This is a genomic window from Cognatishimia sp. MH4019 (genome assembly GCF_020177595.1).
Lineage (GTDB): Bacteria > Pseudomonadota > Alphaproteobacteria > Rhodobacterales > Rhodobacteraceae > JAHTBL01.
In genome coordinates, this window is the sequence record NZ_JAHTBL010000012.1 from 52,252 (window position 1) to 66,696 (window position 14,445).

General features: G+C 59.1%; 13 protein-coding genes and 1 tRNA gene. 10 read left to right on the forward strand and 4 right to left on the reverse strand.

Annotation, left to right across the window (positions count from 1 at the left end; genetic code table 11):
• The first annotated feature begins 27 nt into the window (after nt 1–27).
• Both KUW67_RS16920 and KUW67_RS16925 read left to right on the forward strand, forming a co-directional pair.
• Nucleotides 28–2,325 (forward strand): xanthine dehydrogenase family protein molybdopterin-binding subunit, encoded by a 2,298-nt coding sequence (locus KUW67_RS16920; RefSeq protein WP_224826513.1) that lies wholly within the window; start codon nt 28–30, stop codon nt 2,323–2,325.
• Nucleotides 2,318–3,379: a DUF2235 domain-containing protein gene (locus tag KUW67_RS16925; protein WP_370635031.1), complete on the forward strand. Its 1,062-nt coding sequence runs from the start codon at nt 2,318–2,320 to the stop codon at nt 3,377–3,379. The genes KUW67_RS16920 and KUW67_RS16925 overlap by 8 nt, the downstream gene beginning before the upstream one ends.
• On the opposite strand, the gene KUW67_RS16930 is transcribed toward KUW67_RS16925, so the two are convergent.
• Together KUW67_RS16930 and metF are read right to left on the reverse strand one after the other, a co-directional pair.
• Nucleotides 3,366–3,842, reverse strand: a complete 477-nt coding sequence (locus tag KUW67_RS16930; protein WP_224826514.1) for a PaaI family thioesterase — start codon at nt 3,840–3,842, stop codon at nt 3,366–3,368. The two genes, KUW67_RS16925 and KUW67_RS16930, sit on opposite strands and share 14 nt — an antisense overlap.
• 51 nt (nt 3,843–3,893) lie before the next feature.
• Nucleotides 3,894–4,760, reverse strand: a complete 867-nt coding sequence (metF, locus tag KUW67_RS16935; RefSeq protein WP_224826515.1) for a methylenetetrahydrofolate reductase [NAD(P)H] — start codon at nt 4,758–4,760, stop codon at nt 3,894–3,896.
• A 97-nt stretch (nt 4,761–4,857) separates the two neighbouring features.
• Between metF and KUW67_RS16940 the strand changes: the two genes are divergently transcribed.
• The 6 genes from KUW67_RS16940 to KUW67_RS16965 all read left to right on the forward strand — a co-directional run bounded on the left by KUW67_RS16940 (nt 4,858) and on the right by KUW67_RS16965 (nt 12,570).
• Nucleotides 4,858–5,763 (forward strand): LysR family transcriptional regulator, encoded by a 906-nt coding sequence (locus KUW67_RS16940; RefSeq protein ID WP_224826516.1) that lies wholly within the window; start codon nt 4,858–4,860, stop codon nt 5,761–5,763.
• A gap of 79 nt (nt 5,764–5,842) precedes the next feature.
• Nucleotides 5,843–6,385 (forward strand): helix-turn-helix domain-containing protein, encoded by a 543-nt coding sequence (locus KUW67_RS16945; protein ID WP_224826517.1) that lies wholly within the window; start codon nt 5,843–5,845, stop codon nt 6,383–6,385.
• Nucleotides 6,386–6,396: 11 nt separating this feature from the next.
• Complete coding sequence (locus tag KUW67_RS16950; RefSeq protein WP_224826518.1) at nt 6,397–8,829, forward strand: FAD-dependent oxidoreductase; 2,433 nt, start codon at nt 6,397–6,399, stop codon at nt 8,827–8,829.
• A 117-nt stretch (nt 8,830–8,946) separates the two neighbouring features.
• Nucleotides 8,947–11,388: an FAD-dependent oxidoreductase gene (locus KUW67_RS16955; protein ID WP_224826519.1), complete on the forward strand. Its 2,442-nt coding sequence runs from the start codon at nt 8,947–8,949 to the stop codon at nt 11,386–11,388.
• A gap of 70 nt (nt 11,389–11,458) precedes the next feature.
• Nucleotides 11,459–12,247, forward strand: a complete 789-nt coding sequence (locus tag KUW67_RS16960) for an inositol monophosphatase family protein (protein ID WP_224826520.1) — start codon at nt 11,459–11,461, stop codon at nt 12,245–12,247.
• Between the two features lie 113 nt (nt 12,248–12,360).
• On the forward strand, nt 12,361–12,570 hold the full coding sequence (locus KUW67_RS16965) for a Flp family type IVb pilin (RefSeq protein ID WP_224826521.1): 210 nt from the start codon (nt 12,361–12,363) through the stop codon (nt 12,568–12,570).
• 3 nt (nt 12,571–12,573) lie between these two features.
• Here KUW67_RS16965 and KUW67_RS16970 read toward each other — a convergent pair whose 3' ends face one another.
• On the reverse strand, nt 12,574–12,930 hold the full coding sequence (locus tag KUW67_RS16970) for a GFA family protein (protein ID WP_224826522.1): 357 nt from the start codon (nt 12,928–12,930) through the stop codon (nt 12,574–12,576).
• Complete coding sequence (locus KUW67_RS16975; protein WP_224826523.1) at nt 12,930–13,676, reverse strand: rhomboid family intramembrane serine protease; 747 nt, start codon at nt 13,674–13,676, stop codon at nt 12,930–12,932. Before KUW67_RS16975 ends, KUW67_RS16970 begins: the two co-directional genes overlap by 1 nt.
• A gap of 76 nt (nt 13,677–13,752) precedes the next feature.
• Between KUW67_RS16975 and KUW67_RS16980 the strand changes: the two genes are divergently transcribed.
• Together KUW67_RS16980 and KUW67_RS16985 are read left to right on the forward strand one after the other, a co-directional pair.
• The gene (locus KUW67_RS16980; RefSeq protein ID WP_224826524.1) at nt 13,753–14,289 is read left to right on the forward strand and encodes a tetratricopeptide repeat protein; all 537 of its coding nucleotides are present in this window, start codon (nt 13,753–13,755) and stop codon (nt 14,287–14,289) included.
• Between the two features lie 56 nt (nt 14,290–14,345).
• Nucleotides 14,346–14,431: transfer RNA gene (locus KUW67_RS16985), tRNA-Leu, on the forward strand.
• Nucleotides 14,432–14,445: the final 14 nt, after the last annotated feature.

The window sequence follows — 14,445 nt, forward strand, 5'->3', positions numbered from 1 at the left end:
CGATCAAAGCCAGCAAAGGGGCGCGCGATGGAAAAGTTCGGGAAAAGTCAGCCGGTCAAACGGGTCGAAGACGTTCGGTTTTTGACCGGTGCTGGTCGGTATGTCGACGACATCGCGCCCGCAGGCGCGTTGCACGGCTATGTGCTGCGTTCGTCCGTGGCGCATGGTGAGATTGTGACGCTGGATGTGGGCGCGGCGCAGGCCTCGGACGGGGTGCATCTGGTTGTGACGGCGGACGATCTGGAAGCTGCGGGCGTCACCTTGGCGATGGGCGCGACCGTTTTGACAAACCGCGATGGCAGCAAAGCAGCGGCCCCGATGCGGCCCCTTCTGGCCAAAGGGCGCGTGCGCTTTGTCGGTGAGCCCATCGCGATGATTTTTGCCGAAACACTCGCGCAGGCCAAAGATGCAGCAGAGCTGGTCGAGCTGGATATCGACGATCTGGATGTGCATGTCACACCTGCGCCGGGCGGCCCGGTGATCCACCCCGAAGCGCCGGAAAATATCGCCTTCGACTGGGGCATCGGGGACGAGGCCGCGACCAAGGCCGCGTTCGAGGCGGCGGCCAACGTGGTCGAGGTGGAGATCGACGACAACCGGATCATCTGCAACTCGATGGAGCCGCGTGGCTGCTTTGCCGAGATGGAGGGCGAGCGGCTGCATTTCTGCGTGAACGGGCAGGGTGTCTGGGGGCAGAAGCGGCAGCTCGTGGCGATGCTGGGTCTGGATGAGGAAAACGTGCGCGTCACGAACCCCGATGTGGGTGGCGGTTTCGGCATGAAGGCGATGAGCTATCCGGAGTATTTCGTCACCGCCCATGCGACCCGTGTTCTGGGCCGCGCCTGCCGCTGGATGTCGGAGCGGACGGAGGCGATGCTGAGCGATAATGCGGGCCGCGATCTGGTGACGACCGTGGGTCTGGCGTTTGATGCGGATCACCGGATCATCGGCTACCGCGTTGAGTCTGTGTGTAATCTTGGCGCCTACAACTCGCAATTCGCGCAGCCGATCCAGACGGAGCTTTTCTCGAAAGTGCTGACGGGGTGCTATGACATTCCGGTCGCTTGGCTGGGTGTTAAGGGTATCTACACCAACACCACGCAGGTCGATGCCTATCGCGGCGCGGGCCGTCCCGAGGCGATTTTTGCGTTGGAGCGCGCGATGGACTATGCAGCGCGCAAACTGGGGGTCGATGCTTGGGAGCTTCGGCGCAAGAACTTCATCCGCGCCGCGCAGATGCCCTATACCAGCCCGACGGACGTGACCTACGACGTGGGCGATTTTGCCAAGGTTTTGGCGCGGGTCGAAGCGGAAGCGGATCGCGCTGGGTTTTCGGCGCGCAAGGCCGCGTCGAAAGCGCAAGGCAAACTGCGCGGGCAGGGGCTTTGTTATTATATTGAGAGCATTCTGGGCGATCCGTCTGAGGGAGCCAAGGTTGTCTTTAATGAGGATGGCACGGCGGATATCTATGTTGGCACCCAGTCAAACGGGCAGGGGCATGAGACGGTGTATGCGCAGTTTTTAAGCGATCAGACCGGCATTCCGGCTGAGAAAATTACGGTTATTCAGGGGGATAGCGATCTGATTAAGCAGGGTGGCGGCACGGGTGGCTCGCGCTCGGTTACGGTGCAGAACACTGCAACGCTGGCCACCGTGGACGTCATGATCGCGGCCTTTACCCCTTTTCTGGCGGACGAAATGGACGTGAGCGCCGACCAGATCAGCTTTGATCACGAGACGTTCCGCATCGAGGGCTCCAACGTCACGCCGACGGTTTTGGAAGTTGCCGAGATGGCTCGCGCCGCGGGGCGCGCCGATCTGCTGACGCATGAAGCCCGCGCCACGCTAGAGGCGCGCAGCTTTCCCAATGGTGCCCATGTCGCCGAGATCGAGATTGATCCGGACACGGGCGTGGTGGAGATCGTTAAGTATACCGTCACGGATGATTTCGGAAATCTTATCAATCCCATGCTAGCAGAAGGTCAGGTGCATGGCGGGGTCGTCCAAGGGATCGGCCAAGCGATCACCGAACGCGTGGTTTATGATGAGGACGGACAATTGCTCACGGCAAGTTTCATGGACTACGGCATGCCGCGCGCGGATGATTGTCCCATGATTGCGTTCTATTCCGAGCCTGTGCCGTCCACCAACAATCCGATGGGTATGAAAGGCTGTGGCGAGGCCGGGACGATCGGCGCGCTGGCCGCCGTGGCCAACGCCGTTCTGGACGCGGTCTGGGACGAAGGCATCCACAAGATAGATATGCCGTTCACCCCGCAACGGGTCTGGGCACATCTGCAAGAGAGGCCACTTGCGGCTGAGTGAACGCCTCTTTTCCCGCCTTGGCGCGCTGATCGGGCGGGTCGGGCGACGGACGCACTCACCGGCGGCCCCGGTGCGCGGCCCACTGGTCCATATTATCATTCTGGACGGCACGATGTCGTCGCTTGAGCCGGGGTTCGAGACGAATGCAGGCTTGGCGCTGAAGCTCTTTCAAGAGGCGGCAAGCCCGGCGGAGGTGTCCCTGTTCTATGAGGCGGGCATCCAGTGGTCGGACTGGAAAGCCTCGGTCAATGTGATGACGGGGCGTGGAATTAATCGCCAGATCAGAAGGGCTTATGGGTTTCTTGCCTCTCGCTACCGGTCTGGTGACAAGATCATCCTGATGGGCTATTCACGCGGGGCTTATGCTGTGCGCTCGCTTGCCGGGATCATTGACCGGATCGGATTGCTGACCCCGGAGCACGCGACCGTCCGTAACATCCGACAGGCCTATCGCCACTATCAGGATACGCCCGAAAGCGCCGGCGCGCAGATTTTTGCGGAAGCCTTCTGTCACCCATCAGTCGAGATCGAAGCGGTCGCCGTTTGGGATACGGTCAAGGCGCTTGGCCTGCGGCTGCCGGTGGTGTGGCGCTGGGCGGATGTGCGTCATTCGTTTCACAATCACGCACTGGGCGTCTCGATCCGTAACGGGTTTCATGCCCTTGCCTTGGATGAGAACTGGCTCGCATACGAGCCCGTGATGTGGGAATGCCCCGCCGACTGGCCCGGCCGGATGGAGCAGATGTGGTTCCGAGGTTCCCATGGCGATGTCGGTGGTCAGTTGAACGGTTTCACCGCCGCGCGGCCTTTGGCAAACATCCCGTTCACATGGTTAATGGAGCAGGTCGAAATGTGCGGCGCACCTCTGCCGCAAGGATGGCGCGCGCGGTTTCCGCAAGACGCCGAGGCCCCTTCGGTGGGCAATTGGCGGGGTATGGGAAAACTGTTCTTGTCCCGTCGTCGTCGCGCGGTTGGCGCCTGCCGGTCCGAAGCGATCCATGGTTCGGTTCCGCCGGGGCATGGTGGGCTAGAGCCAGATCTTACGGTGTCATGATCAGGCAGGTCGTTGTCCCGGTCGCATAGAGCCGATCATCCTGCAAACCGCGAATTTCGCCATGGGCCACAGCGGTCGATCTCCCTGCATGATCTATCTGTCCGACGGCTTTGATCGACGTGCCCACCGGGATCGCGCGCGTAATATTTATCTTATATTCCAAGGTTGTATAGAAACTGCCCTTCGGCACTTTCGTCATGACGGCGCAGGCCATGCAGCTATCCAGAAGAGTGCCATACCAGCCGCCATGCACACCACCCATCGGATTGGTGTGATCGAATTTTGGCGTTCCGTGAAAGACGACATGCCCGTCGGAAACCGCATCAATCGTGTAGTTCAAAACGACTGAGATTGGCGGACGTGGCAGCAGCCCGTCGCGGATGCGCTGCATGAACTCCAGCCCGGACATCGACAGCAATTGCTCGCGCGTGGGGAGGTCGTCTTGGGTCTTGGCGATCAGCATCAGCGTCTCCTTTTGGGGACGCTAGCGGGCAAGACGGGGCTTGAAAAGTGGTTAAGCGACGTTCTGCAACTGCACACGGGGTGTGACCCCTAGGGCGTGGCAAACATCGCGGGTCAGCTCGGGCTTGTTGAGCGTATAGAAATGCAGATCCGACACGCCACCCTCCAACAATTCGGTGCACAACTCGCTGCAGAGCGCGGTTGCCAGCAGGTCTTCGCGGCCATCGCGTTTCGCCGCAACAAACGCGTCGTCCAGCCAAACGGGAATGTCTGTGCCGCAGGCAGTGGCGAATTTGCGCACGCCGGACCAGTTCTCAATGGGCAGAATGCCAGGGATGATCGGGGCGGTAATGCCTGCCTTTTCACAGGCGTCGCGGAAGCGGAAAAACGTCTCTGCTTCAAAGAAAAACTGTGTGATGGCGGAATGCGCGCCTGCATCGAGCTTGCGTTTCAACCAGTCGATATCAGCTTTGGCGCTTGTCGCCTCTGGATGCGCTTCGGGATATGCGCCGACCCGCAAGGTGAATTTGCCAGTGTCCGCCAGCGCTTCGATCAGCTCGCAGCTGTCGTTGAAACCTTCGGGGTGGGGCGTGAACCCATCCTTGCCCTTGGGGGCATCGCCGCGCAGCGCCACGATCTCGGTTACGCCTGCCGCGGCATATTGATCCGCGATTTCAAGGGTTTCTGCCTTTGTCGCGTCCACGCATGTCAAATGCGCGGCCACGTTCAGACCGCTGGTCTTGTGGATCGTCGCGACCGCTTCATGGGTCAATGTCCGCGTCGTGCCGCCCGCGCCATAGGTGACCGACACAAAGCTCGGATCAAGAGGCGCCAAGGTCTGTACCGTGTCCCAAAGCCGGAACGAGGCTTCCAGCGACTTCGGAGGGAAGAATTCAAAGGACACGGTCGGCGTTGTCATGGCGCAAGCTTTCTATTGTCGGGCTTTTGAGGTTGTCTCACATCGCCTGAAGTGAAACAATTTCATAACTCTCAACACGATCATGAGCTTTGTTCACATGAATATCGAATTTCGTCATCTCCGCACGGTCAAGGCCATCCATGAAGCCGGAGGTTTGGCGCGGGCGGCGGATGTTTTGAACATCACCCAATCGGCGCTGAGCCATCAGATCAAAGGGCTTGAAGATCAGACCGGGGTAGTGCTGTTCATTCGGCGCTCCAAACCGCTGAAACTGTCGGCGGCGGGCATGAAACTTCTGGCTTTGGCCGAAACCGTTTTGCCGCAAGTCGCTGCTTTGGAACAAGATTTCGAAGGTGTGCAGGACGGGAAGGCGGGGCGATTGCATATCGCGATTGAGTGCCACGCCTGCTTTGAATGGCTGTTCCCGGTGCTGGAGGAGTTCCGCAAAGGCTGGCCTGATGTGGATGTCGATATCCGCCCCGGCCTTGCGTTCGATGCTCTTCCCGCGTTGCAGAAGGAGGCCGTCGATCTGGTCGTTTCCTCTGATCCAGAGAGCTTGCCGAATGTCGATTTCACCCCGCTTTTTGACTATGATCCGGTCTTTGTGGCGTCCTCAAAGCACCCGTTGGCGCAAAAAGACTTCATCGAGGCGGAGGATTTTCGCGGTGAAACGCTGATCATATATCCGGTCGACCGCGCGCGGTTGGATATTTTCAGCCAGTTGCTGACGCCGTCGAAGGTCGAGCCAGCATCGGTGCGGCAGGTCGAACTGACTGCTGTGATCCTGCTGCTGGTTGCGTCGAACCGTGGGGTGTCGGTGCTGCCCGACTGGGTGGTGCGCGAGGTGAAGTATAATTCCGACTATGTGACCCGTCCGATCACCAAAACAGGGTTAACGCGGCGGCTTTATGCGGCGACGCGCAGTGACGATACGATGAAGCCCTACATGGCGCATCTCATGCGGCTTGCCCGGACGATTCCAATGAAGATGCAGCGCAGTTGAGCGTCATGTGACACAAATCTCTTGACTCGCGGATGAAAAATCGTGTGAAAATTTCGCAAGATTTTTCATGGAAGCCAAGATGACGACAACCTCCCTCGGTGCTGATCTTCGTGCGTTGCGTAAATCGCGGCGGATGACGCTTCAGTCATTGGCAGACGATCTGGGCAAATCTGTTGGTTGGCTCAGCCAGATTGAACGGGATCTGTCGACGCCCGATCAGACCGATCTGGAGGCCATGGCAGACGCATTGGATGTGTCCAAGGATTTGCTGACAACCCGTCCGGGCGAAGATGGCGTCGTGGTGCGCGCAGAGGCACGGCGGCCCATTGGCAACCGCGTTTCAGGGTTAACAGAGCACCTTTTGTCCCCCGATCTGACAGACGACTTTCAAGCCATTCATTCGATCTTTGCGCCCGGTGCCGCGCGCGAGGACAGCGTGCGGCGCGGCACTCAGGAACTTGCCTATATCGTGTCGGGGCAGCTCGACGTCTGGCTTGATGGCGAGAGATTTACGCTGTCCCAAGGCGACAGCTTTCGGATGCGCGGCCAGCGGTTTCGCTGGGCCAACCCTTACGAAACACCCGCGGTCGCGATCTGGATCATCGCGCCGCCTGTCTATTGAAAGGTCCCCTGATGAGCGATTTTCCAACAACGGCCCGCGTGGTGGTTATCGGTGGTGGCGTCGTCGGCGCATCGTGCCTGTATCACCTTGCCGAAGCCGGATGGTCCGACTGTGTTTTGCTGGAGAAAAACGAGCTGACTGCCGGTTCAACATGGCATGCGGCCGGCAATATCCCAAACTTCTCAGTAAGTTGGGCCGTAATGAACATGCAGCGCTATTCGACGACGCTCTATCGCGAAATTGCGGAAAAGGTCGATTACCCGATCAACTACAACGTCACGGGATCGGTCCGTTTGGCCCATTCCAAAGAGCGGATGATGGAGTTTGAGCGCGTCCGTGGCATGGCTGCTGCCCAAGGCTTGCCGATGGAAATGATGTCGAGCGCCGACCTCAAAGAAGCCTACCCGTTCATGGAGACCCATGACCTCGAAGGGGGGCTTTATGACCGCTATGATGGCGACATGGACCCGGCACAGATCACGCAAGCCTTTGCGAAAGGCGCGCGCGACAAGGGGGCCAGGATCCTTCGCTTCACGCCGGCCACGGGCATCAGTCGGGATGGTGATGAATGGGTTGTGCAAACCGAAAAGGGCGACATCCGCTGTGAGTTTGTGGTTAACGCCGCCGGCTATTACGCGCAACGCGTGTCGGAATGGTTCAAGCCGTATGGCGGGCGCACGATGCCCATGGCGGTCATGAGCCACCAGTATCTGCTCACCGATGAGATCCCTGAAATCGAGGCTTACACCAAGGAAAAAGGCAGCAAGCTGCCACTGCTGCGGGACCCCGATATCAGCTATTATCTGCGTCAGGAAAAGACTGGTCTGAACCTTGGCCCGTATGAGCGCAAGTGCAAGGCGCATTGGCAGACGCCGGACGATCCGATGCCCGAGGATTTCAGCTTCCAGCTTTACCCCGACGATCTGGAGCGGCTTGAGTTCTACATCGAAGACGCGATGGCGCGGGTGCCGCTTTTGGGTCAAGCAGGCATTAACAAAGTGATTAACGGCCCTATTCCCTACACGCCGGACGGCAACCCATTGATCGGCCCGATGCCGGGCGTTCCCAACGCATTTGAAGCCTGTGTTTTCACCTTTGGAATTGCCCAAGGGGGCGGCGCTGGCAAGATCCTCTGCGACTGGATCACCGAAGGCCAGACCGAGTGGGATTGCTGGGGCCTCGACCCGCGCCGCTTCATGGCTTACGCGGATCAGGACTATTCGACCAAGAAGGCGATGGAGGTTTACGGCCACGAATACGCGATGCATTTCCCGCATCACGAATGGCCTGCCGCGCGGGACAAAAATGTGTCTCCGGTTCATGCGAAAGTCGTCGAAATGGGCGGCCAGATGGGCGCCTATAACGGCTGGGAACGTGCCAATTGGTTTGCCAAAGACGGCGATGATACGTCCGAGGAGGCGACGGAAACCTGGGACCGCGCAGGTCCGTGGGAGCCGCGCGTGCGCGAAGAGGTGGAAGCCGTTCGCGACGGTGTTGGCGTGCTTGATCTGCCGGGTTTCTCGCGGTTCAAGCTGTATGGTAACGGCGCGGCGGACTGGCTTTTGGGCAAGATCACCGGCCTTCTGCCAAAGGTCGGTTGCCTAACCTTGGGCTACTTCACCGACACGCGTGGGCGGGTCGTGACCGAAATGTCGATTATCCGTCACGCAGACGATGAGTTTACACTGATCACTGCAGCGCTTGCGCAGTGGCATGATTTTGAATGGTTGTCGAAAGACCTGCCTGCTGGGCTGAGCCTGACCGATCACACAGCGGAATTTTCGACCCTGATTGTGACGGGTCCCAAGGCGCGCGCGCTGTTTGAAAAGATCGCAGAGGCCGACCTGTCACTGCCGTGGCTAAGCCATCAGACGGGCAAGATTGCCGGGCAGGACGTGTTCCTTGCACGGGTGTCTTTTGCCGGAGAGTTGGGTTGGGAAATCCATGCCAAAATGGCGGATATGCCCGCGATTTACGACGCGGTTTTGGATGCGGGGGCAGTGCCGTTTGGCATGTTCGCGCTGAATACGATGCGGCTTGAGAAGGGCTACAAGGCTTGGAAAGTCGATCTTTCGTCGGACTATACGGCGCTGGAATCCGGTCTGGGCCGCTTTGTCAAACTCGACAAAGAGCATGACTTTCCTGGCAAGCAAGCGCTTCAAGCCAATACGCCGCCGCGCAGGACATCTGTGACGATGACGGTGGAGGCGGGCGATTGGGACGCACCCTATATGGCAAATATCTGGTCTGGTGATCGCGTTGTGGGCGAGGTTCTAAGCGGGGGCTACGGCTACCGTGTCGATGCTTCAATCGCCTTGGCGATGATTGCGCCAGACGCTGTGAATGACACGCTTGAGGTCGAGATTTTCGGACAGAAATTTCCTGCAAATATCAGCGATGTTCCCTGTCTCTGGGATCCCAAGAACGAACGGCTGCGCGCCTGATCGCGCAGCTTTTCCTTTGATTTTAAGGCGGTAGTCGGATCGAAGTGTCGGGATGCCGTTAACCTACAAAATATGGTAGCGCGCCCCAAAACGCCTGCCGGTTTCGGAGTTCAAAGAATGACTGTTCCAAGCCACGCGCGTGTTGTGATTATCGGGGGTGGCGTGATCGGCTGCTCGGTTGCGTATCATCTGGCCAAACAAGGCTGGTCGGATGTGGTTCTGCTGGAGCGCAAGCAACTGACCAGCGGCACAACTTGGCATGCGGCCGGCCTGATCGCGCAACTGCGGGCGTCGATCAACATGACGCGTTTGGCCAAGTATAGCCAAGAGCTGTATGGCGAGCTTGAGGCCGAGACAGGCGTGTCGACCGGGTTCAAGCGCAATGGCTCAATCACCGTCGCTTTGACGGAACATCGCCAAGAGGAGATCTTGCGCCAAGCGTCCATGGCGCGGGCGTTCGGGGTCGAAGTGGAACAGATCTCTCCGACTGATGTGGCGACGCGTTATCCACATCTTAACACCGATGATATCGTGGGTGCGGTTTATCTGGACAAGGACGGCCAGGGCGATCCGGCGAACATCGCTTTGGCGCTTGCGAAGGGCGCGCGGCAGAAGGGTGCCAAAGTGCTTGAGCGCGTGTCTGTGACCGGCATCAAACGCGAAGGGATTCGGGTCACCGGCGTTGATTGGCAAAGCGGTGAAGAGAGCGGTCATATCACCGCTGACATGGTCGTGAATTGCGGTGGAATGTGGGGCCATGACGTGGGCCGCTTGGCAGGGGTGAACGTGCCGCTGCAAGCGTGCGAGCATTTCTATATCGTCACAGAAGCCATTGAAGGGCTTCAACAGTTGCCAGTTCTGCGCGTTCCTGACGAGTGCGCTTATTATAAAGAAGATGCAGGCAAAATGCTGCTGGGCGCGTTTGAGCCTGTCGCCAAGCCTTGGGCAATGGACGGAATCCCGAAAGACTTCGAGTTTGATCAGTTACCCGAAGATTTCGATCATTTCGAGCCGATCCTTGAGGCGGCTGTGAACCGTATGCCGATGTTGGCAGAGGCAGGGATTCATACCTTCTTCAATGGTCCCGAAAGCTTCACGCCGGATGACGCTTATCATCTGGGACTTGCGCCAGAGTTGGACAATTTCTGGGTGGCTGCAGGCTTTAACTCGATTGGTATCCAATCGGCAGGCGGCGCTGGCATGGCGCTGGCGCAATGGATGGAGAGGGGTGAAAAACCGTTTGATCTGGGCGACGTGGATATCAGCCGGATGCAGCCTTTTCAGGGTAACAAAACCTATCTGGCCAAGCGGGCTACCGAGACGTTGGGGCTGCTGTATGCAGACCATTTCCCTTACCGGCAAAAGGCGACGGCGCGTGGGGTCAGGCGGTCTCCGCTCCATGAACATTTGAAGGCGCAGGGGGCTGTCTTCGGCGAGTTTGCCGGATGGGAGCGCGCCAACTGGTTTGCCGATGAAGGTCAGACGCCGGAATACGAGTATAGCTGGAAGCGCCAGAACTGGTTTGAAAACTCCGCCCGTGAACATGCCGCGATCCGCGAAGCCGTGGGGCTTTATGATATGTCCTCGTTCGGGAAAATCCGGGTGGAAGGCAAGGATGCAGAAGCTTTCCTTAACCATATCTGTGGTGCAGATATGGCTGTGGTTAACGGAAAAATCGTTTATACACAGTTCCTTAATCAGTATGGCGGGATTGAGGCGGACGTCACTGTGACCCGTCTAAGCGATGACGCCTACCTTGTTGTCACCCCGGCAGCGACGCGCCTTGCGGATCAGACGTGGATGCGTCGTCACAAGGGAGATTTCAATGTGGTTCTCAGCGATATGACGCCCGGAGAAGCCGTTCTTGCCATCATGGGTCCGAACGCGCGCGCGCTGATGCAAACGGTGTCGCCCCATGACTTCAGCAATGACGCGCATCCGTTTGGGATGGCCCATGAGATTGAGCTGGGGATGGGCTTGGCCCGCGCGCACCGCGTCTCTTACGTCGGTGAGTTGGGCTATGAGATTTACATCAGCTCTGACATGGCGGGCCATGTGTTTGAGACGCTGCACGAGGCCGGTCAGGATCACGGGTTGAAGCTGTGTGGTCTGCATATGATGGACAGCTGCCGCATCGAAAAAGGGTTTCGCCATTTCGGCCATGACATCACCTGCGAGGATCATGTGGTTGAGGCGGGGCTTGCCTTTGCAGTGAAGACGGCCAAACCCAGCTTCATCGGGCGCGACGCGGTGCTGCGCAAGAAAGACGAGGGCGTGAACGCGCGGATGCTGCAGTTCCGGCTCACAGACCCGGAACCGCTTTTGTATCACAATGAGCCGATCCTGCGGGATGGGGAGGTTGTGGGCCATCTGACCTCGGGCGCTTATGGTCACACGCTGGGCGGCGCGATGGGTCTTGGCTATGTGCCCTGCAAGGGCGAAAGCCCGTCGGAGGTGCTGGCCAGCGGCTATGAGATTGAGGTGGCGGGCGCGCGTGTTGCGGCGGAAGCCTCGCTCAAGCCGATGTATGATCCCAAGTCAGAGCGGATGCGTGCCTGACGCCCCTTGGCAACCGGGGATGTGGGGCGTATAGGCACGCCCTGATCCCAGACCAACCGGAGCCGAGCCAATGCAGGGCAGTGCCAATCTGAACGTGATGATGAAAGCCGCGCGCAAAGCGGGGCGGTCGCTGGCCAAGGACTTCCGCGAGGTCGAGAATCTGCAGGTCTCGATGAAAGGGGCTGGCGACTTTGTCAGCCGTGCTGATCTGGCCGCCGAAGAGATCATCAAGACCGATCTGATGGAAGCACGCCCCACCTATGGCTGGATGGCCGAAGAAGGTGGCGAGATCGAAGGCAAAGACCCCACCCGTCGCTGGATTGTTGATCCGCTGGATGGCACGACGAATTATCTGCACGGTCTGCCCCATTGGGCCGTGTCCATCGCGCTGGAGCATAAGGGCGAAATCATCTCGGGCGTGGTCTATGATCCGTCCAAGGATGAGCTGTTCTGGGCTGAAAAGGGCCAAGGCGCGTGGATGAACGAAAGCCGGTTGCGGGTGTCGGGCCGCCATAAACTGATCGAAAGCATTTTTGCCACCGGTCTGCCGTTTGCTGGCCGCGCCGATCTGCCCGAAACCCTGCAGGAACTGGCGCGTCTTCTGCCCGCGACCGCTGGTGTGCGGCGTTTCGGGGCGGCCTCGCTCGATTTGGCCTATGTCGCCGCAGGCCGCTACGATGGTTTCTGGGAGCGTCGCCTGCAAAGCTGGGATCTGGCGGCCGGTAGCCTGATCGTCCGCGAAGCCGGTGGCCTGGTAGAGCCGCTGACCCCTGGCAAGAATATCGTTGAAGATGGCGAGATTATCGCCGCGAACGAGCCGATCTTTGAGACCTTTGCCAAAGTGATCCGCAATAGCTGATGTCGCAATTGCAGGTTTCTGCGCAACGCACTGTTTCGCCTTAAGCGACTGTTGCCGCGACCTTGTCGGACCCTTGCCCTGTTTCTGACACGGTTGGGGCAGATCACGAAGATATGTTTAGATCTGCTCTCAAACCCCGCCTTAATCGCTTCTGGACCGATGAAGATGGCGCCGTGACTGTCGACTGGGTCATGGTCACCGCTGGTGTCGTCGCTTTGAGCATCGCTGTCCTTAACCTTGTGGGGGACAGCTCGATGGAATTGACCAAGAAGGTCTCGACCGAGATGTCGACGGCAGCTGTGGCCAGCTACACGATCAAGTAACGTCTATCGGTCAGCGGGGTGATTGATCCCGTCGGCCCAGCCCACCTCGCCCAGGTCGCGCGGGTTGATCCCGTCGAGAATGGCGACGTTGACCCCGTACTCATCGGGGTTCGAGCGCCGTTGGTGATGTGTGTAAATTCCGCAGGTCTTGCAGAAATAATGCTTCGCCGTGTGGGTGCCCCACGTATAGAGCGTCAGGTTTTCAGCGCCTTTCAGCACTTTGATTCCGCTAAGCGGCGCCGACACCGCAATCGCCCCGCGGCGGCGGCAAAAGCTGCAATCGCAGCGCCTTGCGGTGTTCAACCCATCGCTGAGCGTCACCTCCAGCACAACAGCGCCGCAATGACAGGTGCCGCGCATCAGCGGTTTCTCGGCACGTTTGGAATGGAACTGCGGGCGAATTTGTACTTCGCCTCGGGATGGGGCGGATGCCCGTCGGTGCGGTTCCAATAGGCTGGTCCGCCGCGCCGCAGCCAAATCGGAATGACCAGAGCAAAACCAATAATAAAACCGCCCGCATGGGCCCAGTAGGCAACCCCGCCGCCCGCTTGATTGGCAGCCACTCCGTTGAACAATTGCAGGCCGAACCAGACGCCCAGCATCAGCCATGCGGGCACGGGAAAGATGCGGAAGTAAACGACGAGGATCAGCAGGATATCGACGCGGGCCTTCGGGAAAAGCAACAGGTATCCGCCCATCACGCCCGCAATCGCGCCAGATGCGCCAACGGTCGGAATGGTGGAGCCAGGCTCGGCCAGCACATGCACCAGCCCCGCGCCCAGTCCGCTGAGCAGGTAGAAGATCAAAAAGCCCCAATGGCCGAACTCTTCTTCCAGATTGTCCCCGAAAATCCACAAAAACAGCATGTTGCCTGCAAGGTGCATGATGCCGCCGTGCAGGAACATCGACGTAAAAAGCCCGCCAAACTCGGTGCCCGCGCTGACCCTTGCGGGCATCAGCGCCCAAGTGTCGTAGAAAGCGTTCAACGCGCGCGGGTTCTCGAAAAGTGGCCAATAGCTGATGAAAACCGCGATATTTGCGGCGATCAGGGCATAGGTCACGAAAGGCGTGCGCTCGGACGGGTTGTGATCGCGGATTGGAAGCATGTCCGCAAGGTTGGCGCAAAGTGGGGCGGGGTCAAGCGCGACTTGATTTTTACGCGTCGCGCGGCAGGTGTGCAGGATGAGATATTTTTTGATCCCCCTCCTTTTGGCTGGTCCCGCTTGGGCCGAGTGCCCCCCCGTTGCCGATACCAGTACAGAGCGCGCGGCGCTGCTGTCGCAGTTGAAAGTGGCCCCCGATCCCGGAGCGGCGCAGGTGCTGAATGCGCAGTTATGGGAAATCTGGCTGATGGCGCCTGATGACAAGGCCCAAGATCTTCTGGACGGCGCGGTCGAACGGATGCGTCTGGGGGATCTGGATCGGGCGATCACGCAATTGGACGAACTCGTCTCTTACTGCCCTGACTATGCCGAGGGCTATAATCAACGCGCCTTTGCCTATTATCTCAAACAAGATTTTGCCCCAGCACTGGCCGATCTTGACCGTGCTCTTGCGATCCTGCCAGAGCATATCGGTGCGCTGTCTGGCAAGGGTCTGACGCTGATTGGGATGGGGCGGGCGGCGGCTGCGCAAAAGGCGTTGCGCGAGGCGGTTGATCTGCATCCCTGGCTGTCAGAACGCGCCCTTCTGGTCGAGCCGCCGGGCGAAGAGCTTTAGCTTTACACCGCTTGGCTGACTTGTATTGTCGCGCGGCCTAGCCCGATTTGGCGGCGGCCCGCGTGATGGAATGGTAGACATAGGAGACTTAAAATCTCTAGGCCGAAAGGCCGTGCCGGTTCGAGTCCGGCCGCGGGTACCATCTTTGAGCGCAGG

Bases quoted from the DNA above. Each gene is read 5' to 3' on its own strand.
- KUW67_RS16945 (WP_224826517.1), top strand. From the start codon at position 5,843: ATGACGACAACCTCCCTCGGTGCTGATCTTCGTGCGTTGCGTAAATCG.
- KUW67_RS16950 (WP_224826518.1), top strand. From the start codon at position 6,397: ATGAGCGATTTTCCAACAACGGCCCGCGTGGTGGTTATCGGTGGTGGC.
- KUW67_RS16980 (WP_224826524.1), top strand. From the start codon at position 13,753: ATGAGATATTTTTTGATCCCCCTCCTTTTGGCTGGTCCCGCTTGGGCC.
- KUW67_RS16975 (WP_224826523.1), bottom strand. From the start codon at position 13,676: ATGCTTCCAATCCGCGATCACAACCCGTCCGAGCGCACGCCTTTCGTG.
- KUW67_RS16965 (WP_224826521.1), top strand. From the start codon at position 12,361: ATGTTTAGATCTGCTCTCAAACCCCGCCTTAATCGCTTCTGGACCGAT.
- KUW67_RS16940 (WP_224826516.1), top strand. From the start codon at position 4,858: ATGAATATCGAATTTCGTCATCTCCGCACGGTCAAGGCCATCCATGAA.
- KUW67_RS16930 (WP_224826514.1), bottom strand. From the start codon at position 3,842: ATGCTGATCGCCAAGACCCAAGACGACCTCCCCACGCGCGAGCAATTG.
- metF (WP_224826515.1), bottom strand. From the start codon at position 4,760: ATGACAACGCCGACCGTGTCCTTTGAATTCTTCCCTCCGAAGTCGCTG.
- KUW67_RS16970 (WP_224826522.1), bottom strand. From the start codon at position 12,930: ATGCGCGGCACCTGTCATTGCGGCGCTGTTGTGCTGGAGGTGACGCTC.
- KUW67_RS16960 (WP_224826520.1), top strand. From the start codon at position 11,459: ATGCAGGGCAGTGCCAATCTGAACGTGATGATGAAAGCCGCGCGCAAA.
- KUW67_RS16955 (WP_224826519.1), top strand. From the start codon at position 8,947: ATGACTGTTCCAAGCCACGCGCGTGTTGTGATTATCGGGGGTGGCGTG.
- KUW67_RS16920 (WP_224826513.1), top strand. From the start codon at position 28: ATGGAAAAGTTCGGGAAAAGTCAGCCGGTCAAACGGGTCGAAGACGTT.